The 25051-nt window shown below is 66.4% G+C and carries 24 protein-coding genes; 10 read left to right on the forward strand and 14 right to left on the reverse strand.

Features of this window, described 5'->3' with window-relative positions; translation table 11 throughout:
• The first annotated feature begins 30 nt into the window (after positions 1-30).
• Positions 31-1233: a M20 aminoacylase family protein gene (locus tag J2X92_RS10590; RefSeq protein WP_307575527.1), complete on the forward strand. Its 1203-nt coding sequence runs from the start codon at positions 31-33 to the stop codon at positions 1231-1233.
• Complete coding sequence (locus tag J2X92_RS10595; RefSeq protein ID WP_307575528.1) at positions 1230-2324, forward strand: M14 family metallopeptidase; 1095 nt, start codon at positions 1230-1232, stop codon at positions 2322-2324. Before J2X92_RS10590 ends, J2X92_RS10595 begins: the two co-directional genes overlap by 4 nt.
• A 15-nt stretch (positions 2325-2339) precedes the next feature.
• On the opposite strand, the gene J2X92_RS10600 is transcribed toward J2X92_RS10595, so the two are convergent.
• Complete coding sequence (locus J2X92_RS10600; protein WP_307575529.1) at positions 2340-3464, reverse strand: ABC transporter substrate-binding protein; 1125 nt, start codon at positions 3462-3464, stop codon at positions 2340-2342.
• Between the two features lie 62 nt (positions 3465-3526).
• On the opposite strand from J2X92_RS10600, the gene J2X92_RS10605 reads away from it, so the two are divergent.
• The 3 genes from J2X92_RS10605 to J2X92_RS10615 are packed head-to-tail and all read left to right on the forward strand — an operon-like array spanning position 3527 to position 7045.
• On the forward strand, positions 3527-5614 hold the full coding sequence (locus J2X92_RS10605; RefSeq protein WP_307575531.1) for a molybdopterin-containing oxidoreductase family protein: 2088 nt from the start codon (positions 3527-3529) through the stop codon (positions 5612-5614).
• Positions 5611-6738, forward strand: coding sequence for an aminopeptidase (locus J2X92_RS10610; protein ID WP_307575533.1), 1128 nt, complete (start codon positions 5611-5613; stop codon positions 6736-6738). The genes J2X92_RS10605 and J2X92_RS10610 overlap by 4 nt, the downstream gene beginning before the upstream one ends.
• Positions 6731-7045 carry a polyhydroxyalkanoic acid system family protein gene (locus J2X92_RS10615; protein ID WP_307575534.1) on the forward strand — a complete coding sequence of 105 codons (315 nt, stop codon included), beginning with the start codon at positions 6731-6733 and terminating at the stop codon, positions 7043-7045. The genes J2X92_RS10610 and J2X92_RS10615 overlap by 8 nt, the downstream gene beginning before the upstream one ends.
• A gap of 9 nt (positions 7046-7054) precedes the next feature.
• On the opposite strand, the gene J2X92_RS10620 is transcribed toward J2X92_RS10615, so the two are convergent.
• The 7 genes from J2X92_RS10620 to J2X92_RS10650 form a co-directional block, all read right to left on the reverse strand.
• Positions 7055-7792: an SDR family oxidoreductase gene (locus J2X92_RS10620; RefSeq protein WP_307575536.1), complete on the reverse strand. Its 738-nt coding sequence runs from the start codon at positions 7790-7792 to the stop codon at positions 7055-7057.
• Positions 7789-9315 carry an FGGY-family carbohydrate kinase gene (locus J2X92_RS10625; protein WP_307575537.1) on the reverse strand — a complete coding sequence of 509 codons (1527 nt, stop codon included), beginning with the start codon at positions 9313-9315 and terminating at the stop codon, positions 7789-7791. The genes J2X92_RS10620 and J2X92_RS10625 overlap by 4 nt, the downstream gene beginning before the upstream one ends.
• A gap of 11 nt (positions 9316-9326) precedes the next feature.
• On the reverse strand, positions 9327-10457 hold the full coding sequence (locus J2X92_RS10630) for an alcohol dehydrogenase catalytic domain-containing protein (RefSeq protein ID WP_307575538.1): 1131 nt from the start codon (positions 10455-10457) through the stop codon (positions 9327-9329).
• A gap of 157 nt (positions 10458-10614) precedes the next feature.
• Positions 10615-11595, reverse strand: a complete 981-nt coding sequence (locus J2X92_RS10635; protein WP_307575539.1) for an ABC transporter permease — start codon at positions 11593-11595, stop codon at positions 10615-10617.
• Positions 11592-13085, reverse strand: coding sequence for a sugar ABC transporter ATP-binding protein (locus J2X92_RS10640; RefSeq protein WP_307575542.1), 1494 nt, complete (start codon positions 13083-13085; stop codon positions 11592-11594). Before J2X92_RS10640 ends, J2X92_RS10635 begins: the two co-directional genes overlap by 4 nt.
• A gap of 39 nt (positions 13086-13124) precedes the next feature.
• Positions 13125-14045: an ABC transporter substrate-binding protein gene (locus tag J2X92_RS10645; protein ID WP_307575544.1), complete on the reverse strand. Its 921-nt coding sequence runs from the start codon at positions 14043-14045 to the stop codon at positions 13125-13127.
• A gap of 110 nt (positions 14046-14155) precedes the next feature.
• Positions 14156-15055 carry an AraC family transcriptional regulator gene (locus J2X92_RS10650; protein WP_307575546.1) on the reverse strand — a complete coding sequence of 300 codons (900 nt, stop codon included), beginning with the start codon at positions 15053-15055 and terminating at the stop codon, positions 14156-14158.
• Positions 15056-15357: 302 nt separating this feature from the next.
• On the opposite strand from J2X92_RS10650, the gene J2X92_RS10655 reads away from it, so the two are divergent.
• Positions 15358-16605, forward strand: coding sequence for a CaiB/BaiF CoA transferase family protein (locus J2X92_RS10655; RefSeq protein ID WP_307575548.1), 1248 nt, complete (start codon positions 15358-15360; stop codon positions 16603-16605).
• An 18-nt stretch (positions 16606-16623) separates the two neighbouring features.
• On the opposite strand, the gene J2X92_RS10660 is transcribed toward J2X92_RS10655, so the two are convergent.
• The 6 genes from J2X92_RS10660 to J2X92_RS10685 all read right to left on the reverse strand — a co-directional run bounded on the left by J2X92_RS10660 (position 16624) and on the right by J2X92_RS10685 (position 20700).
• Positions 16624-16881 carry an acyl-CoA-binding protein gene (locus J2X92_RS10660; RefSeq protein WP_307575549.1) on the reverse strand — a complete coding sequence of 86 codons (258 nt, stop codon included), beginning with the start codon at positions 16879-16881 and terminating at the stop codon, positions 16624-16626.
• An 89-nt stretch (positions 16882-16970) separates the two neighbouring features.
• A complete protein-coding gene (locus J2X92_RS10665) occupies positions 16971-17807 on the reverse strand; it encodes a hypothetical protein (RefSeq protein WP_307575550.1) in 837 nt (278 codons plus the stop codon).
• A gap of 3 nt (positions 17808-17810) precedes the next feature.
• Positions 17811-18524 carry a TetR/AcrR family transcriptional regulator gene (locus J2X92_RS10670; RefSeq protein ID WP_055800639.1) on the reverse strand — a complete coding sequence of 238 codons (714 nt, stop codon included), beginning with the start codon at positions 18522-18524 and terminating at the stop codon, positions 17811-17813.
• Positions 18525-18649: 125 nt separating this feature from the next.
• The gene (locus tag J2X92_RS10675) at positions 18650-19156 is read right to left on the reverse strand and encodes a phasin family protein (RefSeq protein WP_307575551.1); all 507 of its coding nucleotides are present in this window, start codon (positions 19154-19156) and stop codon (positions 18650-18652) included.
• Between the two features lie 101 nt (positions 19157-19257).
• Complete coding sequence (locus J2X92_RS10680) at positions 19258-19704, reverse strand: acyl-CoA thioesterase (RefSeq protein ID WP_055800644.1); 447 nt, start codon at positions 19702-19704, stop codon at positions 19258-19260.
• A 96-nt stretch (positions 19705-19800) separates the two neighbouring features.
• A complete protein-coding gene (locus tag J2X92_RS10685; protein WP_307575552.1) occupies positions 19801-20700 on the reverse strand; it encodes a LysR family transcriptional regulator in 900 nt (299 codons plus the stop codon).
• A gap of 134 nt (positions 20701-20834) precedes the next feature.
• Here J2X92_RS10685 and gtdA point away from each other — a divergent pair, with 134 nt between their 5' ends.
• From gtdA to J2X92_RS10705, 4 genes are read left to right on the forward strand one after another with little or no spacing between them, the layout of a single operon-like run.
• Positions 20835-21917, forward strand: coding sequence for a gentisate 1,2-dioxygenase (gene gtdA / locus J2X92_RS10690; RefSeq protein ID WP_307575553.1), 1083 nt, complete (start codon positions 20835-20837; stop codon positions 21915-21917).
• Between the two features lie 55 nt (positions 21918-21972).
• Positions 21973-22677 carry a fumarylacetoacetate hydrolase family protein gene (locus J2X92_RS10695; RefSeq protein ID WP_307575554.1) on the forward strand — a complete coding sequence of 235 codons (705 nt, stop codon included), beginning with the start codon at positions 21973-21975 and terminating at the stop codon, positions 22675-22677.
• A 25-nt stretch (positions 22678-22702) separates the two neighbouring features.
• A complete protein-coding gene (locus tag J2X92_RS10700; RefSeq protein ID WP_307575555.1) occupies positions 22703-23956 on the forward strand; it encodes a 3-hydroxybenzoate 6-monooxygenase in 1254 nt (417 codons plus the stop codon).
• A 60-nt stretch (positions 23957-24016) separates the two neighbouring features.
• Entirely contained in the window at positions 24017-25000 is a 984-nt protein-coding gene (locus J2X92_RS10705) for a Bug family tripartite tricarboxylate transporter substrate binding protein (RefSeq protein WP_307575556.1), read from the forward strand.
• Positions 25001-25051 lie beyond the last annotated feature (51 nt).

Below are 25051 nucleotides of genomic sequence, written 5' to 3' on the forward strand. Positions count from 1 at the left end.
GAGGTTTCCGCAAAGCCTAGACTGTGCCCCATGAAACTCATCGATTCGCTCGTCACGCAGGCGGCCGGCATCGCCGCCGTCCGACGTGACCTTCACGCCCATCCCGAACTTTGCTTCCAAGAAGTCCGTACCGCCGACGTGGTGGCAGGCAAGCTCACCGAGTGGGGCATTCCCATTCACCGCGGCCTGGGCACCACCGGCGTGGTCGGCATCGTCAAGAACGGCACCAGCAGCCGCGCCGTCGGCCTGCGCGCCGACATGGACGCGCTGCCCGTCACCGAACTCAACACCTTCGCCCACGCCAGCAAGCACCACGGCAAGATGCACGCCTGCGGGCACGACGGCCACACCGCCATGCTGCTGGCCGCGGCGCAACACCTGGCGAAGCACCGCAATTTCGACGGCACGGTCTACCTGATCTTCCAGCCGGCCGAAGAGGGCGGCGGCGGCGCGCGCGAGATGATCAAGGAAGGGCTCTTCGAGCAGTTCCCCATGGACGCCGTGTTCGGCATGCACAACTGGCCCGGCATGAAGGCTGGCCAGTTCGCGGTGAGCCCGGGTCCGGTGATGGCTTCGGGCAACAAGTTCTACATCAACATCATCGGCAAGGGCGGCCATGCCGCGCTGCCGCAGACCGGCATCGATCCGGTGCCCATCGCCTGCGAGATCGTGCAGGCGTTCCAGACCATCGTCACGCGCAAGATGAAGCCGACCGACTCGGCCGTGATCTCGGTCACGACCATCCATGCGGGCGAAGCCAACAACGTGATTCCCGACAACTGCGAGTTGACGGGCACGGTGCGCACCTTCTCCATTGAAGTGCTCGACCTCATCGAATCGCGCATGCGGAAGATTGCCGAGCACATTTGCGCCGCGCACGACGCGACCTGCGACTTCCGCTTCGAGCGCTACTACCCGCCCACCATCAACACCGAGGCCGAGGCCAACTTTGCACGCCGCGTGATGGGCGGCATCGTCGGGCCGGAGAACGTGCTGCGGCAGGAAGCCGCCATGACCTCGGAAGACTTCGCCTTCATGCTGCAGGCCAAGCCCGGCGCCTATGCCTTCATCGGCAATGGCGACGGCTCGCACCGCGACGTGCACCACGGCGAAGGCCCGTGCACGCTGCACAACGCGAGCTACGACTTCAACGACGAGCTGATTCCACTGGGGGCCACCTGCTGGGTGCAACTCGCAGAGCAATTCCTTAAGCCAGGGGGAGACGCGCCTTGATCGGCATCGGCGAGGCGTTTTCGCCCCGCTACGCGCAGGCGCGCCAGAAGTTCCTGCAGGCCTGCGTGAGCGCCGGCCTCACGGTCGAGCCGCATGCGCATCCCGGCAAGGGGCAGGGTGGGGAAGAGCTCTCGATGGACGTGGCGCTCGACGGAGCCGCCAATGCGAAGCGCCTGCTGATCGTCTCCAGCGCCTGCCATGGTGTCGAAGGCCATTGCGGCAGCGGCGTGCAGGTGTTTGCGCTGCACGATGCCGAGTGGCGCGAGAAGGCCAAGGCGCAGGGTGTCGCGGTGCTGTACGTGCACGCGCTCAATCCGCACGGCTTTTCGCACGGGCGGCGCGTCACGCACGAAGGCGTCGACCTGAACCGGAATTTCGTCGATTTCTCGAAACCGCTGCCTGCGAACGATGCCTACGCCAAGCTGCATCCGCTGCTTTTGCCCGACACCTGGCCGCCCACCCCTGACAACCAGGCGGCCCTGGAGAAGTGGATCGGCAAGCATGGTGCCGCCGCGTTTCAGGCGGCGGTGAGCGGCGGGCAATACCAGTTCGGCGACGGGCTGTTCTTCGGCGGCAAGGCCGAGACCTGGAGCAACAAGGCGCTGCGAAGCGTGCTGCGCCGCCACGCGGGCAGTGCCCGCCGGCTGGGCTGGATCGACCTGCACACGGGGCTTGGCCCGAACGGTATCGGGGAGCGCATCTTCGCCGGCCGTGACGACAAGGCAGCCTGTGCCCGTGCCAACGATTGGTGGGGCACGCCCGCGGCGCCGGTCACGTCGATCTACGACGGTTCGTCCACCTCGGCGCCGCTGCGCGGCCTGATGTGCGAAGCGGTGTACCAGGAGTGTCCGGCGGCCGAGTACACCGGCATCGCGCTCGAGTACGGCACGCTGCCGATGCTGGATGTGCTGAACGCCCTCCGCGCGGACCACTGGCTGCACAAGCATCCAGAGGCGCCGGCCGACCTGGCCGACGGCATCCGCGCGCGCATGCGCGAGGCCTTCTACACGGACACCGATGCCTGGCGCGGCCAGGTGGTCAGCCAGGCCCGCCAGGCCATGTTCCAGGCGGTGGACGGCCTCAGCGGCTGACGAGCAGCGGAAGGCTTAGGTCCTGACCCGGCCGTCCGCCGTGATCATCGACAGTTCGACGAACTTCGATGCCACGTGGTTCTTGGCCGAGAACGACACCTCGAAGCCGCCGAACTGCTGCCGGTCGATGCTTTCGAGGCCCGCGATGAGGCTGTCGCGCGTGACTTTGCCCGTGGCACGGCGCAGGCCCTCGGTCAGCACCTTGGCGGCCAGGTAGCCTTCCATGCTCGAGAAATTGGCGCTGGCGCTGGCGCCTACCTTTTTCACCGCGTCGCTGAACTCGCGCGTGAGCGCGTTGGCCGGGTTGTAGGGCGAGGGCACCACCTGCGTCACCATGACGCCCGCACCCTCCTTGCCGAGTTCGTCGGCCAGCGCCTGGGTGCCCACGAAAGACACGTTGAAGAAGGTGCCGCCGTAGCCCGCCTTGCGTGCCTGGCGGATGAAGGCGGCGCAGGCCTTGTACGCTCCCACTTGGACAACTGCGTCGGGCTTGGCAGCGACGATGGTTTTCACCGCCGCCGCTACATCGACCGAATTGCGCTCCACCGTGGCCAGCGCCAGCGGCTTCAGGTCCTGCTGCGAGAGCGCTAGCGTCACGCCGTCGAGCCCGGCCTTGCCGTAGGCGTCGTTCTGATAGAAGACCGCGATCTTCTTCAGGTGCAGGTGAGTGAGCTGCTTCACGATGAGCGCGGTCTCGTCGTTGTACGAGGCGCGCAGGTGGAACACGTTCTTCTGAAAGGGTTCGCGCAGCGACATCGCACCGGTGAACGGTGCAATGAAGGGCACCTTGTCCTTCACCGCGAGCGGCATTGCCGCCAGGCTGGTGGGCGTGCCGATGTAGCCAAAGAGCGCGAACACATCCTCTTCGATCAGCTTTTGCGTGTTGGCGGCGCATCGGTCGGGCTCGTAGCCGTCGTCCAGATTCTTGATCACCACCTGGCGGCGGCCGGGCTGGGCGTTGTACTGATCCAGGAACAGCTTGGCGCCCTGGTGAAACTGGATGCCGAGCTGCGCGGCCGGCCCGGTGAAAGGCGCCGACTGGCCAAGAACGAGCGGGGTGTCGCCCTGCGCCCGGGCCAACTGGAAGCCACCCAGTGTCGCTGCGCCTGCGGCCACTGAAAAATGTCTGCGATTCATCATGGTGAAAACCTCTTCTGCGCGCACTGTGGCGCGCCAAACCTGGAAAACTTTAGACTTGCCGGATGGTCGATGCCCCGGTCTCCACAACAGCTGTTCTCCCCACTCCCACCTCCACGGTCCTGGGCGCCTGTCCGCACGACTGCCCGGATACCTGCGCCTTTGTCACCACCGTCCAGGACGGGGTGGCCGTGAAGCTGCAGGGCAATCCGGCCCATTCGCACACGGCTGGCGTTCTTTGCACCAAGGTCTCGCGCTACATCGAACGCAACGACCATACCGAACGACTCGTCCAGCCCCTCAAACGGTCCGGCCCCAAGGGCAGTGGACGGTTCGAACCCGTGAGCTGGGAGGTCGCGCTTGACGACATCGCCGCGCATCTCCGCGCATTGCAGACAAATCCAGACACAATTGTGCCTTATAGTTACGCTGGCACGATGGGTTTGGTCCAGGGCGAGTCCATGGATCGTCGTTTTTTCCACAAGTTGGGCGCCTCGCTGCTGGATCGCACGATCTGCTCCATGGCGGGCGGCGAGGCGATGGTCCACACACTGGGCGCCAAAGTCGGCATGCGGATCGAGTTTTTCGCCGAGGCGAAGCTGATCCTGATCTGGGGCAGCAACTCCATTGCCAGCAACCTGCATTTCTGGCGCCATGCGCAAGCCGCCAAGCGGGCGGGGGCGCGGCTGGTATGCATAGACCCGCGCAAGACCGAAACTGCCGACAAGTGCGACGAGCACATCGCCCTGCTGCCCGGCACTGACGCCGCGCTGGCCCTCGCGCTGATGCATGAGCTCATCGTTCACGACTGGCTGGACCATGACTACATTGCCAAGCACACGCTCGGCTGGGAGCTGCTGCGCGAACGCGCCTTGCAATGGCCGCCCGCGCGCGCCGCCGCCGTGTGCGGCGTGCCCGAGGCGCAGATCGTGGCGTTGGCAGAGGCCTACGGCACCACCAAACCGGCGGCGATTCGCCTGAACTACGGCATGCAGCGCGTGCGAGGCGGCGGCAACGCGGCGCGCGCCATCGCCTGCCTGCCGGCGCTGGTGGGCGCCTGGCGCAACCGCGCGGGCGGGATCCTCTTGAGCAGCTCGGGCCACTTCCCGGCCGACCGCGCCGCGCTGCAGCGGCCCGACCTGCTCGCCGGCCGAAAGCCGCGCACCGTGAACATGAGCACCATCGGCGATGCGCTGCTGGACGAGGCCAAGCCGGTGAAGGCCATCGTGGTCTACAACAGCAACCCGGTCGCGGTGGCGCCCGAGTCGGGCAAGGTGGTGGCGGGCTTCGCGCGCGAAGACCTCTTCACCGTGGTGCTGGAGCAGTTCCGCACCGACACCGCCGACTACGCCGACTACCTGCTGCCCGCCACCACCCAGCTGGAGCACTGGGACATCCACTGCAGCTACGGCCACACGGACGTGCTGTTGAATCGCCCTGCGGTGGCGCCGCGTGGCGAGGCGCGCAGCAACGCCTGGGTGTTTCGCGAACTCGCGCGCCGCATGGGTTTCGATGAGCCCTGCTTCTCGGACGACGACGAGGCGCTGTGCCGCAGCGCGTTTGCGCCGGGCGCCATCGACTACGAACAATTGCTGGCGCAAGGCTTCACCAGCCTGAAGCTGCCTGAAGCGCCCTTTGCCGACGGCAAGTTTCCGACACCCTCGGGCCGCTGCGAATTCTTCAGCGAGCGGCTTCAGGCGCAAGGCATGGACGGGCTGCCCGACCATGTGCCCAACTACGAAGCGGCGGGCAGTTCCACCGAGTTTCCGCTGGCCATGATCTCGCCGCCCGCGCGTAATTTCCTCAATTCGACGTTCGTCAACGTGACGAGCCTGCGCGCCATCGAGGGCGAACCGCTGCTCGAGATCCACGAGGCCGACGCGGCCGCGCGCGGCATCGAGAACGGCGCCACCGTGCGCGTCTTCAACCGCCGGGGCGAGCACCGCTGCCGCGCCGAGGTCTCGCGTCGCGCGCGGCCGGGCGTGGTGCACGGCATGGGGATCTGGTGGCGCAAGCTGGGCATGGACGGCACCAACATCAACGAGCTCACCAGCCAGCGCCTGACCGACATCGGCCGCGGCCCGACCTTCTACGACTGCCTGGTGCAGGTGGAGCGTCTCGCTCCTTCGCCCGAGGGGGGCGGGCAGGGGTGAGGGCAGCGCCGGCATTCACTGCAGCGGCCGCCCTGTTGCTGCTCGGCGGCTGCGCCGACCTGGGCTACTACTGGCAATCGGCCAGCGGCCACATCGGGATCATGCGGGCCGCCAAGCCGGTGCCCGACTGGCTCTCGGATCCGGCTGTTTCCGAACCGCTCAAGGCCAAGCTCGAACTCACGCAGCGCATCCGGCGCTTTGCCGTGACCGAACTGGCCCTCCCCGACAACCCCAGCTACAAGTCGTACGCCGACCTGCGCCGACCTGCGGCCGTATGGAACGTGGTGGCCGCGCCGCCGTACTCGCTCACGCTCAAGAACTGGTGCTTTCCGGTGGCGGGCTGCGTGGGCTACCGCGGCTACTACGACGAGGCGGCGGCCAGGGCCGAAGCCGAGGCGCAGCGCAGCAAGGGAATGGAATCGGCGGTGTACCCGGTGCCCGCATATTCCACCCTGGGCTGGATGAACTGGGCCGGCGGCGATCCGCTGCTGTCCACTTTCATCGGCTATCCCGAAGGCGAGCTGGCTCGCATCGTGTTTCACGAGCTCGCGCACCAAGTGCTCTACGTGCCCGGCGACACGGTCTTCAACGAGTCGTATGCCACCGCGGTGGAGCGCATCGGCGGTGCGTTGTGGCTGCAGCGCGAAGCCAGCGACGCGGCGCGCAGCGAGTACGCGCGCTTCGACGGACAGCGCCGGCAGTTTCGCGCCCTGGCCCTCGACACGCGCCGTGCGCTGAACCGCGCCTACGAATCGACGGAGGCCAAGGCGGGCGATTGGCCGGCGGTCGACGCCATGAAGAAAGCGGCCATGGACGATTTCCGCGAGCGCTATGCCAGGCTTCGCGCAGAATGGCAGGGCCCGCGCCAGGGCGCCTACGATGGCTGGGTGGCCCGCGCGAACAATGCCGCCTTTGGAGCCCAGGCTGCCTACGACGACCTGGTGCCGGCCTTCGAGGCGCTGTTCGAACGAGAGAGCCGCAACTGGACACGCTTCTACAAGGAGGTCCGCCGCATCGCCGCATTGCCGACGACCGAAGAGCGGCGGAACGCATTGCAAACGGCCACTGGAATCCAGCAGACGAATTCCAGCCACAACAACAACGGAGAAGAACACGGTGCCTGACATCCTGATCGAACGAAAGCACACGCTGGGCATTGCCAGTGCCCGCGAGGTCGCACGCCAGTGGATCCAGCAGGTGGAGCAGGACTACGGCCTGGAATGCACCTATACCGAGGGCAAGGACCGCGACCTGGCGCAGTTCAGCCGCGCGGGCATCGACGGCACGGTCGAGGTCACGGCCCACACCTTCAAGCTGGAGGCCACGCTGGGTTTCCTTTTCACCAGCTTCAGCCAGCAGATCGAGCAGAAGATCTCGCGCAACCTCGATGCGCTGCTCGAAGCGCCCAAGGGCGGCACCCGCTTCGCGTGAGCGGGCTCTTCAGACAATGGTGTAGCCGCCGTCCACCGGCAGCGCCGCACCGCTGATCATCGAAGCGCCGCCGGAAAGCAGAAAGAGAATCGGTGCCACCACCTCTTCGACCTGTGCAAAGCGTCCCATCGGGATGTTCTTGAGTGCCGCGGCGCTCTTGGCCGGATCGGCCCACGCCTGCTCGGCCATCGGCGTGAGTGTGACGGTCGGGTTCACGCTGTTCACGCGGACGCCGTGCGGCCCGAACTCGAGGCACAGCGAGCGCGTGACCGCGTCCATCGCCGCCTTCGATGCGCAATAGCAAAGATGCGCATCGAGCGCGACCAGCGAGGCCTGGCTCGAGACGTTGACGATGCTGCCGCGCACGCCGGCCGCGATCATCGCCTTGCCGCAGCGTGAAGCGACCAGTGCTGCGGCGCGTGCGTTGACGGCCATCACGGCGTCGAAACTTTCTGCCTGCAGGCCGACGGCCGATTCGAGCAGTGCGATGCCGGCGCAGTTCACGACCAGGTCGAAGGCTTGCAACGAAGCCAATGCGCGCTCCAGCGCAACTGCATTGGCCAGATCGACCACGAGTGGCGTGCAGCCGGCCTCGGTGTGCAGCGCGTCGAGTGCGGCGGCGTTGCGGCCAATGGCTGTCACTGTTGCACCTGCTTGCGCGAGCCGCACCGCCACGGCACGGCCGATGCCGCTGCTGGCGCCGGTCACGAGTGCGCGTTGGCCGGAGAAGTCGAAGGAGATCGTCATTTCAGTCGATGCATCGCGTCGCGCAATGCGGGATAAAGCGATTTGTAGATTTCGAAGCGCTCGCGATACACAGCTTGCGCCGCAGGCTCCGGCCGCGCCCGCTCCACCAGCGTGACCCATCCGCGCTCCGCAGCTGCCGCATCGACCAGCCCCGCCCCGAGTGCCGCGAGCATCGCCGCACCGAGCGCTGCCTCTACCTCTTCCTCGATGGTGAACACCGGGTAACCCGTGACGTCCGCCACGATCTGCATCCAGAGATCCGAATGCGCCGCGCCGCCGACCACGATCAATCGTTCGTCCAGCGGCTGTCCGCTTTGTCGGCCCGCCTCGATGTTGTGCTGCAGCGCAAAGCTCACGCCTTCGAGCACCGCGCGATACAGGTGCGCGCGGCTGTGCGCGAGCGAGAGGCCGAGGAAGGCGCCCTTGGCCTGCGCGTCCCATACGGGGCTGCGCTCGCCCATCATGTAAGGCAGGAAGACCAGGCCTTCCGCACCGGGCGGCACGTCGACGGCCTTGCGCTCGATCAGCGCATGCGCGTCCTCGCCGGTGCGCACGGCCTCGGCCACCTCGGCCTGGCAGAAAGTCTCTCGAAACCATGTGACGGCAGCGCCCGCGGTGATGGCGCCGCCGAACACATAGCTGCGGTCCGCGCCGCGGTACACATGAGGCATCGTGATGAGCTTGTGGCGCGCATCCACCGTGGGACTCACGAAGCCCCAGCACATGCTGGTGCCGATCATCGCGACGTGGTCACCGCTGCCGGTGACGCCGGCGCAGAAGGTGGCCACCGCCGCATCGACGCCGCCCGCCATCAGCGGCATGCCTTCGGCGAGCCCAAGCTTCGCGGCCCACTCGGCGCTGAGGCCGCCGACCACGTCGCTCGACTCGACCAGGCGCGGCGGCATCATGCGCGCCGGGATGCCGAGCATGTCCATGGCTTCGTCCGACCAGCCACGTCGCGCCGTGTCGTACACACCGCCGATGTTGCCGGCCGAACTGTGATCGACCGCGAGCTCGCCGCTGAGCCGCCAATTGATATAGCTGTTGGGCGGCAGAAAGTAGCGCGTCCTTGCCCACACATCGGGCAGGTGCTCGCGAATCCACAGCATCTTGGTAAAGCCGTAGTAGCTGTCGACGCCATTGCCGGTGATCGCCTGCAGCCGTGCCACATCGACATTCGCGTTGACTGCATCGACCTCGGCGGTGGCGCGGCGGTCCATCCAGATGAGGCAGGGATGCAGCGGCCGCATTTCTTCATCGACCGGGATGCCCGCGCCGCCGTACAGGCTGCTCACGCACATTGCCGCGATGTCGGAGGGCGCAATTCCGCTTTTCGCCACGCAGGCGCGCACGCTCTCGCACACCGCGTCGAGCCACACCGCGCAGTCCTGCTGCGCCCACAGCGGCTTTGGCGTTTCCGGCTGGTAGGCCACGCTGTTTTGCGAACGCACCTTGCCGTCGATACCGACCAGCAGGCACTTGGTGCTCTGCGTGCCGATGTCGACGCCGATCACGTGTTTCATGAGGACGTCTTTCAGAACCGGGGCTGCGGCTTGAGCAGCACCTTGATGGAATCGAGCGAGTCGGCCAGTGTGAAGGCGCGTTCCCACTCGGTCAACGGAAAGTCGTGCGTCACGATGCCCTTCGAGGTGACGAGTCCGCGCGCCAAGAGGTCGATGGCAATCGGGTAGCAGTAGGGTCCCAGGTGCGCGCCGCGCACGTCGAGCTCCTTGCGGTCGCCAATGATCGACCAGTCGGCGCTCGTCTCCGAGCCGAACACGCTGAACTCGACGAAGCGGCCGAGCTTGCGGATCATGTCCAGCCCCTGCGTCACGCCGATGGGCGCGCCCGTGGTCTCGATGTACACGTCGCAGCCGTAGCCTTCGGTCAGGCCCTTCACGATGGCGTCGGCGTTCTCGGTCTTCGGGTTGATCGTGACGTCGGCGCCGAACTGCTTCGCGAGTGCGAGGCGCTCGGGCACCAGGTCGATCACGATCAGCTTCTTCGGCGTCTTGAGTGCCGCGACCTGCACCATCATCAGGCCGAGCGGGCCGGCGCCGGCGATCACCACCACGTCGTCGAGCTGGATGTCGCCGCGGTTCACCGTGTGGATCGCGCACGAGAGCGGCTCGATGATGGCTGCGTCTTCCAGCGAGATGCCGTCGGGGATCTTGTGCACGCGCGAGGTGGGCGGCAGTCGCATGTAGTCGGCCATGCCGCCGTCGGCCACGATGCGCTGGAAGCCGAAGATGTTGTGCACTTCGCACATCCAGTATTTGCCCGAGGTGCAGAAGCGGCACTTGTCGCACGGCACGATCTGCTCGGCGATCACGCGGTCGCCTTTTTCCACGCCGAAGTGCTCAGCTGCGCCTTCGCCAAGCGCTTCGACATAGCCGAAGAATTCGTGGCCCGGGATCACGGGCGCCTTGACCCACGATGGCTGGCTGTCGCCGCCCCAGAACATCTTCGCGCCCGAGTGGCACTTGCAATCGGAGGCGCAGATGCCGCAGGCCGCGATGGAGATCAGCAGTTCGTTCCGGCCGATGGCCGGCATGGGCACGGATTCGAGGCGATAGTCCTCGGGGCCGTGGCAGACGACGGCCTGCATCGCGGCGAGTTCGCCGATGGCGCCCGATGCGCCGGGCTGGAGCTTTTGATAGGACATGGATTCCTTGTGGTCAGAGAGGGTGTTGGGTTTGGGTTTTCTCCCTCCCCCTCTGGGGGAGGGCAGGGTGGGGGCAAGCAGCGTCACCAATGAGCACGCCCTGCCTGCCCCCATCCCAGTTTTCCCCCGGAAGGGGAAGGAGCAAGGCAGAAGAGGGTCAGCGTTTTGCTTCCCGGCTGATGAAGATGGCAAGCAGCACGATCCCGCCCTTGATGATCAATTGCAGATACGGCGACACGCCGATCATGTTGAGCCCGTTGTTCAGCACGCCCAGCAGCAGCGCACCGACCAGCGTGCCGACGATGGCACCTCGGCCGCCCGCGATGGACGTGCCGCCCATCACCACCGCCGCGATGGCATCGAGCTCGAAGCCCACGCCCACGCCGGGCTGTCCGCTCGTGACGCGCGCCGCCTGCACGATGCCGGCCACGGCAGCCGTGAAGCCGCTCAGCGCATACACCAGCAGCTTGTAGCGCGACACGCGCACGCCCGAGAGACGCGTGGCTTCCTCGTTGCCGCCAATGGCATACACGTAGCGGCCGAAGGGCGCCATGTTGAGCAGCACATACGCCACGAGGTAAGTCGCCAGCATGATGAGAATCGGCACCTTGATGCCCGCGAGCACGCCGCTGCCGAGAAAGGCGAACGAGTCGGGCAGTCCGTCGATCGGATAGCCGCCCGTGTAGATCAGTGCGATGCCGCGCGCAATGCCCATGGTGGCCAGCGTCACGATGATCGGCGGCATGCGCAGGTAGGCCACGCAGTAGCCGTTGAAGAGGCCGATCACCACGCCCACGGCCAGGCCGAGCGGCACCGCAAGCATGGGCGGCAGCCCGAACTGCACCATCATTCCCGAGGCCAGCGTGCCCGACAGAGCCACCACCGCGCCCACCGAAAGATCAATGCCGCCGGTGAGGATGGCGGCCGTCATGCCCACCGCGATGATGGCGTTGATCGACGACTGCAGCGCGATGTTCTGCAGGTTGCCCCAGGAAAGAAAGTTGTCGGTCGCGACAATCATGAAGATCGAGATCGCGACCAGGCCGATCAGCGGCAGGAAGGCCGTGGAGCGTCGCAGTTCGGTAAAGAACCCGCCTGCGGGCGCTGGCGGCGTGGGGTGGGTGGCGGCTGCATTCATTGAAGACTCCCAGACGAAGTAGCGTGGCGCATGACGTCGCCTGAATTGATGGCGTCCCCTTCAAGCGTGGCCACGATGGACCCGCCGGAGAACACCGCCACGCGGTCGCACATTCCGACAATCTCGGGCAGCTCGCTCGAGATCATGATGATGGCCTTGCCCTGCTGCGTGAGTTCGCGCATCAGGCTGTAGATCTCCGCCTTGGCACCCACGTCGATGCCGCGCGTGGGCTCGTCGAAGATCAGCACCTCGCAGGCGTGGCCGAGCCAGCGCGCAATCACCACCTTCTGCTGGTTGCCGCCCGACAGCGTCGCCACGCGCGTCTCGATGTCCGGCGCTTTCACGCCGACGCGCTTCGAGAGTTCGCCGGCCGATTGCTTCTCCGATTTCTGGCTCACGAGCCCCGTGCGCTTGTGCTTGCCCAGGTTGTTCATCGAGATGTTGAAGCGGATCGTGAAGTCGGTGATCAACCCTTCGACCTTGCGGCTCTCCGGCAGCAAGCCGATGCCGTTCTCCAGCGCCTCGGTGGGGTCGTTCAGGCGCACCGGCTTGCCGTTGCGCAGCACCGTCTTGCGGTACACGCGGTCAGCGCCCATCATGCCGAGCGCGAGTTCGGTGCGGCCCGAGCCGACCAGTCCCGCAAAGCCGAGAATCTCGCCCTCATGCAGCTCGAAGCTGTTCACCGGCCCGCTCTTGGCGAGCTGGATCTCCGGCACCTCGAGCACCTTGCGCGCGCGCGGCGACGGCTGCGGCTTGGGCGGAAAGCTGTGCTCGATCCTGCGGCCGACCATCATCTCGACCAGCGCATTCACATCGGTAGTGCCCACTTCGGTGTGCCCTGCATTGGCGCCGTCGCGCAGCACGCTGATGCGGTCGCACACCTCGAAGATCTCGTCCAGGTGGTGCGAGATGAAGATCATCGCCACGCCCCTGGCGCGCAACTCGCGCATGATCTTGAACAGGTGCCCCGCCTCGTTGGGCGTGAGCGTGGCGGTGGGTTCGTCGAGCACCAGCAGCTTCGCGTGGAGCGACAGCGCCTTGCCGATCTCGACGAACTGCTGCTGCGCCACCGAGAGCCGGCAGATCGGCACGCCGAGGTCGATCTGCACATCCAGCTCGTCGAAGATCGCTTGTGCCGAACGCTTCATCGCGGACTTGTCGAGCAGCCCGAACCGGTTCTTCAGATAGCGGCCGAGAAAAATGTTCTCCACCGCGTTCAGGTACGGAATGAGGCTGAACTCCTGGAAGATGATGCCGACGCCCGCCGCGATCGCGTCGCTGTAGCCCGCGAACTCGCACTCGCGGCCCTCGATGAAGATGCGGCCCTCGTCGGCCTGATAGATGCCGCCGAGGATCTTCATCAGCGTGGACTTGCCCGCGCCGTTCTCGCCGAGCAGCGCGTGCACCTCGCCCTTGCGGATCGAAAGGTCGATGCCCGAGAGCGCCTTTACGCCCGGAAAGCGCTTCGACACGCCTTCCAGGCGGAGCATCTCTACTTCTTCTGCGGAGGAGATCATGGCCGACACCGATTACCAGGTGAAGGTCTTCGCGCCCTCGGCGTCGATCAGCTTCACGTCGACCGGCACCGCGGCCGGCACATTCGCACCCCACTTCTTGGCAAGTGCGATGCCGATCGCCAGGCGGATCTGGTCGCGCGGGTACTGCGCGGTGGTGGCGATGAACTTCGAGCCTGGCTTCTGCATCGCCTTGATGGCTTCGGGCGCGCCGTCCACGCTGGCGAGCTTCACGTCCTTGCCGCTGGCCTCGATGGCGGCCAGCGCGCCCATCGAGCCGCCGTCGTTCACGCTGAAGATACCCTTCAGGTCCTTGTTGGCCTGCAGGATGTTCTCGGTCACGGTGAGCGCGGTGGCGCGTTCCTGCTTGCCGTTCTGCGTGCTCACCACCTTGATGCTCGGGTACTTGGCGAGCGCTTCGCGGCAGCCCTTCACGCGCTCCAGGATCGGCACGACCGGAATGCCGTCGAGGATCGCCACGTCGCCCTTCTCGCCGATGCTCTTGGCGAGGTATTCGCAGGCCAGGCGGCCCGCGTCGGTGTTCTTCGACCCCACGAAGGAGTCGACCGGCCCCTGCGCATTGGCATCCACCGCCACCACGATCAGGCCCGCCTTCTTGGCCGAGCGCACCGCCGACTGCACGCCGGTGGAGTCGGTCGGGTTCAGCAGCAGGATGTCGATCTTCTTCTGGATCATATCTTCCACGTCGCCGATCTGCTTGGCCACGTCGTGCCGCGCATCGGTGGTGACTACCGTCGCACCGATGCTGGCCGCGGCCTCTTCGAGCGCCTGCTTCATCGTGACGAAGTACGGGTTGTTCAGTTCCTGAAAAGTCATGCCAATGCGCAGCGGCTGCTTGGGCGCTTGCGCCTGTGCGGCGGATGCGCCGCAGGCCAGGGCGGCGGTGAGGGCGGTGGCTTTGAGAAGGTTCTTCATGGTGGCTGTCTCCTGCGGGTTGTGACGGTCTAAAAAAACGCGGGCAAAGGCTCGCCCCGCACGGCGCCCGAAGCGCCGCGCTGGTGACGACACGGGGAACTCGGGAAGCGCTACGGCGGGCTGGCGGCACGCAGGTTCGCGGCTTGCGCGGCCTGCATGCGGTGGAAACTGCGGAACTTCGTCGGCGGCATGCGCTTGTGCAGCAGGAACTGCCGGTTGAAGTTCGACACGTTGTTGAAGCCCACATCCATGCAGACATCGAGCACCGGCTTCTCGCTGTTGGCGAGAAGCTCGCAGGCGCGGCTGATGCGCAAGCGGTTCACATAGCGCACGAACGACTGGCCCGTGTGCTTGCGGAACGAGCGCGAGAAAGCGCTCGGGCTCTGGCCCACCAGTTCGGCCAGCATCGGCTCGCGCAGGTCGTCGCCCAGGTTGGCCGCGATGTGCGCCAGCACGTTGTTGATGGCGTGCGACATGAAGGCCTTGGGGTCGGGCTTGTACGCCGGGCTCGCCAGCCGCTGGCGGTCGCTGCTGCCCTGCAGCAGCTCGAGCAGGGACAGCAGCAGGATCACGCGGCGCAGCCCGCGCGCTTCGAGCAGCGACTCCATCATGGGCCTGGCTGCGATGGCGGTCTCGGCCGAGAAGAGCAGGCCCGCGCCCGACTCGGCCAGGAGCGGTGAAATGCGCTCGAATTCGGGAAAGGTCGCCGCCATGTTCTTCACCAGTTCGGCCGGAAACTGGATCACGATGCCGCGCCGCTCGACGCTCTGGCCCGCGGGCACGTCGCTGATCCAGTTGTGCGGCAGGTCGGGCCCCATGAGAACGAGGTTGCCGGGCTCGAAATGGCCGACGTGGTCGCCCACGAAATACACGCCCTGGGTCTCGACGATCAGCTGGATCTCGTACTCCGGGTGGAAATGCCAGCGCACCGTGCGATACGGATAGCCGTGCGCCCAGGCGGTGAACGATTCGTCACCGCGGACTTCGACGATTTCCAGATCGGGCTGCATGGACGTTCCTTTTTCCTTGTCTCTGTGTTCTGGCGATGGCGTTTGACGGCGTGGGCGGACTGTACGAATCGCCCAGGATGGCCACAACCAGAGATGACGCCCGAAGTTGATACTTTTTTGACATGCGTGCAAGCCCGCGGGCAAAGGCATTGCATCGCAGCAATTCCCTTTCTCCTCGGGGAAATTGTCTTGCACGGCGAGGATTGCTGCATCGCGGAAACGGCGAATAGCCGGAGTCAAGAATTCATAGGTGTTTTCCCGCACCAAGAGTGGCCGGCGGCGGCACGGCACACTCTGGCGTCATGACGAACACCTGTTCTTTCCCCGTCGCGCCGACCCCGGCGGGCCCGCTGGCCGGCCTCAAGGTGATCGAACTCGGACAACTGATCGCCGGCCCCTTTGCGGCGCGCACGCTGGCTGATTTCGGCGCCGAGGTGATCAAGATCGAGCCACCCGGCGCGGGCGATCCGCTGCGCACATGGCGGTTGCTGAAGGACGGCACGTCGGTCTGGTGGCAGGTGCAGTCGCGCAACAAGCGTTCGCTCGCGCTCGACCTGCGCCAGCCGGAAGCGCAGGCCATCGTGCGGCAGCTGGCGGCCGAGGCCGACGTGTTGATCGAGAACTTTCGACCCGGCGCAATGGAGGGCTGGGGCCTCGGTCCTGATGAACTGCTGGCCGCCAACCCCGCGCTCGTGATGCTGCGCATCAGCGGCTACGGCCAGACTGGCCCCTACCGGGACCGTCCGGGCTTTGGCGTGGTGGCCGAGGCCATGGGCGGGCTGCGCCACCTCACGGGCGAGCCCGGCCGCGTGCCGGTGCGCGTGGGCGTGTCCATCGGCGACACGCTGGCATCGCTGCATGGCGTGATCGGCGTGCTGATGGCGATGCAGCACCGCCATGCCACGGTGAGCGCCGAATACCCCAAGGGCAGGGGGCAAGTTGTGGATGTCGCGCTTTATGAGGCCGTCTTCAACTGCATGGAGAGCCTGCTGCCGGAGTACAGCGCGTTCGGCGTGGTGCGCGAGGCGGCCGGCAGCGCGCTGCCCGGTATTGCACCCACCAATGCCTACCGCTGCGCTGACGGCGGCTATGCCATCGTGGCGGGCAATGGCGACAGCATCTTTCGCCGGCTGATGGCCTGCATCGGCAGGCCTGACCTCGCGGCCGATCCGGCGCTGGCCGGCAATGCGGGCAGGGTGGCGAAGGTGGCAATGCTCGATGCCGCCATTGGCGACTGGGCCGCAGAGCGCACCGTCGACGAGGTGCTGGCCGCACTCGACGCAGCGCAGGTGCCAGCCGGCCGCATCTACACCATCGCCGACATTGCGGCGGACCCGCACTACGCCGCGCGCGGAATGCTGCAGCAGGTGCGCATGTCCAACGGCAGCGCGCTGGCGGTGCCCGGCTTCGTGCCCAAGCTGTCGCTCACGCCGGCCAGCCACCGGCACAATGCGCCTGCGCTGGGTGCGGACACCAACGCCGTCTTGAAAGAGATCGGCCTCAGCGCCGAGCAGATCGCCGCGCTGCATGCGCGCGGCATCGTCGGCTGAGTGACTTGCGGGACGGATTCAGCCGCGCAGTGACTCGATCAGGTCGATGTACTTCTGCTTGGCCTCGTCGGCACCGAGGCCCTTTTGCGCGGTCCAGGCGTCCCACTTGGCGCGCGCGACGATGTCGCTGAAGCTGGGCTTCTTGGCGGTGTTGTCGCCTTCGGTCGCCTGCTTGAAGAGGCCGTAGATCTTGAGCAGCGTGGGATTGTCGGGGCGCTCTGCCAGCAGCTTGGAGTTGGCTTGGGCGGCTTCGAATTGGGCGTTGAGGTCGGACATGGCGGTCAAGAAAGAAATGGAAAGCGAACGGTACGCATCTTAAAGTGCGCGGTACCCGACCGTACCGATCGCGCCCGTGCGGGCCGTCCTCAGTCCGACAACCCCGCCCGCGCCAGCTCCACGTCGAGCCGTTCCTTGGCATCCGCAGGCTGAATTGCCGCGGCCTTTTCGTAAAGCTGGGTGGCCTCGCGCAGGTACGCGTCGCCGTGCAGCATAAGGAGCGCGCGGCCATATTCCATCAGGGCGCCTGGCGACTCGGGGTGCAACTCGAGACCGCGCTCGAACAGCTCGACCGCCATCTCGGCGCGCACGCCGTACGTCATTCGGCCCACCAGCGTGCCCACCTTGTCGATCACCTCGGCATGGAAGGCGGCCAGGGCGATGTGTGCGTCGGCATGGTCCGGCTGCAGTTCGATCACCTGCTCGAGTGCGCCCTTTAGCTTGCTGCCCAGGCCCTGTGCGAGCGCCCGCGCCACGCTGATGCCCTGGCTGTAGCGGCCGAGCGCGTAAGCTTGCCAGTAGAGCGCATGGCAGTTGTCGGGCTCGGCGGCGACTTGCGCGGCGGCCCGTTCGATGACCTGGCGGAACATCGAAAGCCGGACCGATTCGCGCGGCTCGAGGTAGTTGGCATAAATGGCCGTGGCCTGGTTGGCCAGTACCAGGCCCTGTGCGCCGTGATTCAGTCCGAGCGCGGCGGCGCGCTCGAACTCGCCGCTGTGGTACAGCGCCCAGCCATCGGCCAGCGGGTGCCCCTCGGCTGGCGGCGGCAAGGCGTGGCCGGCGTGCAGCCGCGGCCAATGCACAAGCAGACTCTTTGCGTCGTAGCGCGGCACGTCCCAGTAGGGCAGTCGCGTCCAAGGCTCGGCTGTCGTGGCAACCGGGCTGGCGGACAACAGCGAGAGCGGCTTGAAGTCTGAATGGGGCATGGTCTAGGACTGGGCTGCCAAGTCGACTGGAGCGGCCGGCGGCGGCGGCGCACTGTTCGAATCATCGCCACTGTAGGCATGGCTCAGTGTCAGCAAATGCCGCCGCTGTTCGTGGCCGAGATAGGGCGCGAGCAGGTGCAGCGTGTGCTGGCCGCCGCGCATCAGGGCCCCTTGGGCATGGGCTGGCTCCAGCGCCTCGCGCGGGTTGCGCACGTATTCATAGCTGAGCCAGTAGGTCAACACCACCACCATGCTCTGGGCAAGCGTGTCGACCTCGTGCGCGTCGATTTCCAGGTGTCCGGCCCGGCTCAGACCCGCAATGAGCACGCGGATGGCACGGGCCTTGTTCTTGAGCACGAGTTGGAACTGGGTTTCGAGATGCCGGTTCTTGCTCAGCAGGTCGTTCAGGTCGCGGTACAGAAAGCGATAGCGCCAGATCAGCTCGAACAGGCTGTGCATGAAGAACCAGGCGTCTTCCACATCGTGCACGCCTTCGCTGGCATGCAGGAGCTCGTTGAGCTCGGCCTCGTAGCCTTCGTAGAGCTTGTTGATCAGCTCTTCCTTGGCGGGGTAGTGGTAGTAGAGATTGCCGGGACTGATGTTGAGCTCGCCCGCCACCAGCGTGGTGGAAACGTTTGGCTCGCCGAAGCGGTTGAACAGCTCCAGTGCGGCTTCGAGAATGCGTTGCGCTGTGCGGCGTGGCGCCTTCTTGGCCATGTCAGTCCCCATTTGTCTTTTGAGGACACTCTAGCGTATGTGCACTGCACCACAAGCCATGCAGGGCCATGTTTTTGCGGCGGCACCTTGGTGCGCCACCGCAAAGGGGATGCTCGCGGCGGCGGTTAGCCGGCCTTGGTGTTGCGCCGAACGGTCTTCTTGGCGGCCGTTGCCGCGGGTGCCGCGCTGCGGCCGGCCGTTTTGCGGCTCGCGGTGCGGGCCGGAGCGGCGCTGGCCTTGCCCTGCATGCGCTGCAGTTCGGCCTCGAGCGCCGCCACGCGCGCCTGCAGCGCGGCATGGTCCGCGGCCGAAGGCATGCCGAGCTTCTCCAGGGCGCGTGCCACGCGCTCTTCAAAGATGTTCTCGAGCTTGCCCCACTGGCCCGCGGCCTTGGTGCCGAATTCGCTGGCAAAGCCCGCCATGCGCGTTTGCGCCTGAGCCAGGGTTTCCTCGGCGGCGGCCTGGGTCTTCTTCTGCATGCCGGCGCCGTCTTTCACCAAGGCCTCGAAAGCCTTGCTGCCTTCCTGCTGCATCTTGGCAAAGGCGCCCAGACCCGCCAGCCAGATCTGCTGGGCCGAATCCTTGATGCGGTCGGAGCCCTTGTTGCCCTGTTCGTCGTCCTGGGTAGCCATGCGAATGTTCCTGTGAAAACTATCGGGCTACTTTAGCGGCTCGGCGCCCTTCCCGTTAGAGCTTCATGTCTACGAATGGCCCCCGTGGGGGCGGCAGGCCGCTAGACCTTGCCGGCAGCGCGGCTCGCTTCCAGGTGGGTCTTGGCCCGCTCGGCCAGCGCCATTTCACCTGGCGTGCCGGGCACGAAGGGCTGCACCGGCAGCGGTCGGCCGTGAGAATCGACCGAGACGAAGACGATCAGGCATTCAGTAGTCTTGTCCATGGTGCCGCCCTTCATGTCGCCGCTGCGCACCTCGACCGAGATGTTCATGCTGGTGGTGCCGGTGTAGGCCAGCCGGGCCTCGACCTCGACCAGGTCGCCGATCATGATCGGGTGGTGAAAGCGGATGCTGCCGATGAAGGCCGTCACGCAATAGCGCTTGGCCCAGCTGGTGGCACAGGCGTAGCCGGCTTCGTCGATCCATTTCATGACCGTGCCGCCATGGACCTTGCCGCCGAAGTTGACGGTGCTGGGCTCGGCCAGAAAACGAAGGGTGATGGAAGACATGCGCCGCCTTTTTTCGTGGGCTGATGGGTGGGAACCCCAATTATGCGAGCGACCGGCCCTGGGGCGACGCGCCGCCGGTCGCCACGGCACGCACGTTCAGCCGCCGCCGACGAACAGTTCGGCCAGCGTGAGCCGGAGCCAGGCGTTGCCGGCGTCGGCATGGAAGCGCTCGTGCCAATGCTGCTTGACGGCGTAGGCCGGCAGTTCGAAAGGAGGCTCCAGCAGCTTCACCGGTTCCTGCGTGGCCAGCACTTTGCCAAGGATGCTGGGCACGATCACGATGAGTTCGGTATGCGCCACGATGCGCGCCACGCTCAGAAAGCTCGACAAGCTGGCCACCACGTTGCGCTTCACGCCCAGCCGGGCGATTGTCTTGTCGACGATGGCGTGGCCCGTGCCCGAAGACGCAACCACCGCGTGCGCTTCGGCCTCGAAACGCTTGCGCGTGAGCCGCTCGCCGATGCGCGGATGATTGCGCGCCGCCAGGCAGACGAAGTCCTGCATGAAAAGCGTCTGCTGGTAGAAGCCAGCGTCCAGCTGCGGCATGAAGCCCACCGCCAGGTCGACCGCGCCTTCCTCCAGCCGGCGTGCGCTCTCGGTGGAAATGATCTCGGTCTCGATGCGCACCCCCGGCGCCGCCTGCCGCAGGTGGCCGAGAAGTCCGGGCAGCAGCACCACCTCGCTGATGTCGGTCATGCAGATGCGAAAGCTGCGCGCTGCGGTGGCGGGGTCGAAGCTGGCGCGCCCGCCCTTGGCCCGGTTCAGCCGGTCGAGGATTTCCTGCACCAGCGGCTGGATCTGCCGCGCATAGGGCGTGGGCTCCATGCCGCGCGAGGTGCGTACGAACAGCTTGTCGCCGAAATGCGTGCGCAGCCGCGCCAGCGCGGTGCTAGCCGCCGACTGCGCAATGCCGAGCCGCTCGGCCGCGCTCGACACGTTGGCGGTCTTGTAGACCTCATCGAAAACCAGCAGCCATTCGAGATCGAGCTGGGCCATGAACAACTCCTTGTCGCTTGCATTATCAAGAAACGAGATCGCGACTATTGCCATGGTCGCATTGCGCCAATAGTAGTGCCGGCGGAAGATCGCCGTTTCCCGGAGACAACCGCCGCACGACGGCCGGAACCGCCATGAAGCCCATTGCCCAGACAAGCAGCTCAACGCCAGCGCCCGCCAACGCCGCGGAACGCCGCGGCTACTACGAGCGCATTCGCCCGCTCCACCTCACGCCGCTGTGGGAGTCGCTGCATGCGCTGGTGCCGCGCGAGCCCACCACGCCCTGCGTTCCGGCGCTCTGGCGCTATGACGAAATCCGCCCGCTGCTGATGGAATCGGCCGACCTCATCACCGCCGAGGAAGCGGTGCGCCGCGTGCTCGTGCTCGAGAACCCTGCACTGCCCGGCAACTCGTCGATCACGCAGTCGCTCTACGCCGGCCTGCAGCTCATCATGCCGGGCGAGGTGGCGCCCTCGCACCGCCACGTGCAGTCGGCTTTGCGCTTCATCGTCGACGGCAAGGGGGCCTACACCACGGTGGGCGGCGAGCGCACCACCATGTACCCGGGCGACTTCATCATCACGCCGTCGTGGGCCTGGCACGACCACGGCAACGAGGGCGTCGGCGGCACGGCGGAGCCGGTGGTCTGGCTCGACGGGCTCGACATTCCGATGCTGCGCTTCTTCGATGCCGGCTTTGCCGAGAACGACGACGCCAAGGTGCAGCACGTGGCGCGTCCTGAGGGCAACAGCCTGGCGCGCTTCGGCCACAACATGGTGCCGGTGCGCCACGACCACGTGTCGCCCACCTCGCCGATCTTCAACTATCCCTATGCCCGCAGCCGCGAGGCGCTAGCACTGCTGCAGAAGCAGGAAGCGCCCGATGCCTGGCTGGGCCACAAGCTGCGCTACATCAACCCGCTGACCGGCGGCGCGCCGATGCCCACCATCGGCACCCAGCTGCAACTGCTGCCCAAGGGCTTTGCGGGCAAGACGCACCGCGCCACCGACGGCACCGTCTACAGCGTGGTCGAAGGCCGGGGCATCGCCGACATCGCGGGCCAGCGATTCGAGTTCGGGCCGCGCGACACCTTCGTCGTGCCTTCGTGGGCGCCGCTGCGCCTGTTGGCGCCCGGCGAAGACGTGGTGCTCTTCAGCTTCTCCGACCGTCCGGTGCAACAGGCGATGGGCATCCTGCGCGAAGCCTTTCTCGCCTGAAGCCGGCCTCTTTTTTGTCTTGACCCATGTGCCGCCGCGCGCGGCAGGAGCCCTCATGTCCTTCGTCTTCACGCCTCCTTCCATCGTCGGCCTGCCCATTGCCGGTTCGAGCGACCTGTTCCCGGTGCGCCGCGTCTACTGCGTGGGCCGCAACTACGCGGCGCATGCGCGCGAAATGGGTTTCGATCCCGACCGCGAGCCGCCGTTCTTCTTCTGCAAGCCCAACGACGACGCCTCCGTGGTGCCCGTGGCCGAAGGTGAAACCGGCGCCATTCCGTACCCGCCGCTCACGAGCAACTACCACTACGAGGCCGAGCTCGTCGTGGCCATCGGCAAGGGCGGCAAGAACATTGCGGTGGAGCAGGCGGCCAGCCACATCCACGGGTATGCCGTGGGTCTGGACATGACGCGCCGCGACCTGCAGATCAAGATGCGCGAGCAGGGCCGTCCATGGGAGATCGGCAAGGCATTCGATTACTCCGCGCCCATTGCGCCGCTGCGCACGCTGGCCGACGTGGGCGAGATCAATGCTGGTGCCATCGCGCTCGAGGTCGACGGCCAGGTGCGCCAGAACAGCGACATCACGCACCTGATCTGGTCCGTCAACGAGGTGATCGCCAATCTTTCGACGCTCTTCACGCTGCAGCCTGGCGACCTGATCTTCACGGGCACGCCCGAAGGCGTGGGCGCGGTGAAGCCCGGCCAGACCGTCAAGGTGAGCATTGACAAGCTCCCCTCGCTTACCGTGCGAATCGACTGACCCAGCCCCTGCGCAGAGGCCCACCATGAGCACATCTCCCCCGAAGAATCCCCCCACCGTTCTGCTCGTCGGCGGCGGCATCGGCGGCATGGCGGCCGCGCTGGCGCTCGCGCGCCTCGGCGTTTCCATCGACCTGCTGGAGCAGAGCGCCACAATCGGCGAGATCGGGGCCGGCCTGCAGCTTGGTCCCAATGCCTTCGCCGCGCTCGACGCGCTGGGCGTGGGCGAGGCGGTGCGCCAGAGTTCGGTCTTCACCGACCGGCTCGTGATGATGGATGCGGTCGATTGCGGCGAAGTGGCTTCGGTGCCCGTGGGCGAGGCATTTCGCGCGCGCTTCAAGAACCCGTACGCGGTGAGCCACCGCGCCGACCTGCACGGCGCCATCCACGAGGCGGTGAAGCAGCATCCGCTGATCCGCTTCCACACCTCGGCACAGGTCGAGTCCATCGATATCGGCACGGACAAGGCGCAAGGCGTGGTCGCCACCACGCGCGACGGCCGCCGCTTCGAGTCCGACGCCATCGTGGGTTGCGATGGCGTGAAATCGATCGTGCGCGCCAGGCTCATCGGCGACGAGGCACGCGTCTCGGGCCACGTGGTGTATCGCGCCGTGGTGCCGGTGGCCGACATGCCCGCCGACCTGCGCTGGAACGCACCCGTGGTCTGGGCCGGCCCCAACTGCCACCTGGTGCACTATCCGCTGCGCCATGGCGAGCAATACAACCTGGTCGTCACTTTCCACAGCCGCGAAAAGGAAGAGTGGGGCGTGTCCGAAGGCAGCAAGGAAGAAGTGCTCTCCTACTTCGAGGGCGTGCATGCGCGCCCGCGCCAGTTGCTCGACCGGCCGACGTCGTGGCGCCGCTGGAGCACGGCCGACCGCGATCCGGTGGAGCGCTGGAGCGACGGCCCCGCCACGCTGCTCGGCGATGCGGCGCATCCGATGATGCAGTACCTCGCGCAAGGCGCCTGCATGGCGCTCGAAGACGCGGTGACGCTGGGCGCCGCGGCGCAGGCCTGCGATTTCGACATGCCGGCCGCCTTCAAGCTCTACGAGGCCGCGCGCATTCCACGCACCGCCCGCGTGGTGCTGTCGGTGCGCGAGATGGGCCGGCTCTATCACGCCAAGGGCGTGGAGCGGCTGGTGCGCAACAGCCTCTGGCTGGGCCGCACGCCCGAACGGTTCTACGATGCTGTCGAATGGCTCTATGCCTGGCGGCCCGAGCATTGCCTGGACGATGCGCGACCGGGCTGCTCGGCCGCGGTGATTTCGGCGCACTGAATCGCACGGATTTCTTTCACCATCACCATTCGAGGCCACAGGCCCAGGAGACAAAGGACCATGAACAACAAATTTTCACGCGCACTGTGGACGGGGCTCACCGCCTTGTCGGCCAGCACGGGCGCCCTGGCTCAGGCCAGCGACTTCCCGAGCAAGCCCGTGACGCTGGTCACGCCTTTCGCAGCCGGCAGCGGGCCAGACGCGGTGCTGCGGATGGTGTCCGACAAGCTCTCGCGCCTGTGGAACCAGCGCGTGGTCATCGACAACAAACCCGGCGGCGGCGGCTTCATCGCCATCGACCAGGCGCGCCGCGCAGCGCCCGACGGCTACACGCTGCTGCAGCTCGACAGCGAGCACATCGCCGCGCTGCCGCACCTGTACAAGTCGCGCAACTTCGTGACGCTGCAGCACTTCGACCCGGTGGCCTCGCTGTTTCGCACGCCGTTTTTCGTGGCGGTGTCCAGCGAGTCGAAGTACAAGAACATGAGCGACCTCATCGCCGACGCCAAGGCCAACCCCGAAGCTATCGTCTACGGCTCATGGGGCGTGGGCAGCCCGGGCCACCTGGGCGCGCAGCAGCTGGAGGCGCTCACGGGCATTCGCATGCGGCATGCGCCGTACCGCGAGGTGTCGCAGCTGTTCTCCAATGTGGGCACCGGCGACGTGCCATGGAGCTTTGCCAGCATTCCTTCGAGCCAGGGCATCTACAAGGCCGGCAAGCTGCGCTACCTGGCCATCGCGGCGCCCAAGCGCATTCCGCAGCTGCCCGACGTGCCGACCATGGCCGAAGCCGGCGGGCCGGCCTCGCTCGAGGTGAACTCCTTCGTCTCGCTGCTTGCGCCCAAGGGCGTGCCGGCGGCGGTCAAGGCCAAGATCAACGCCGACGTCGCCAAGGTCATTGCCGACCCCGAAATCCGCGCCCGCTTCGACACCTTTGCGTTCGAGCCGCTGGCCTGGTCGCCTGAGGAGATCGAGCGCAACGCCGAGGCCAAGTCCAAGGTCTATGGGGAACTGGTGCGCCGGGGCAACATCAGCCTCGAATAGCGGCTGCGATCAGTACCATTACGTTTTTTAACAGTCTTCTTTTTCACCTTC

The organism is Variovorax paradoxus, from assembly GCF_030811855.1.
GTDB classification, from domain to species: domain Bacteria; phylum Pseudomonadota; class Gammaproteobacteria; order Burkholderiales; family Burkholderiaceae_C; genus Variovorax; species Variovorax paradoxus_L.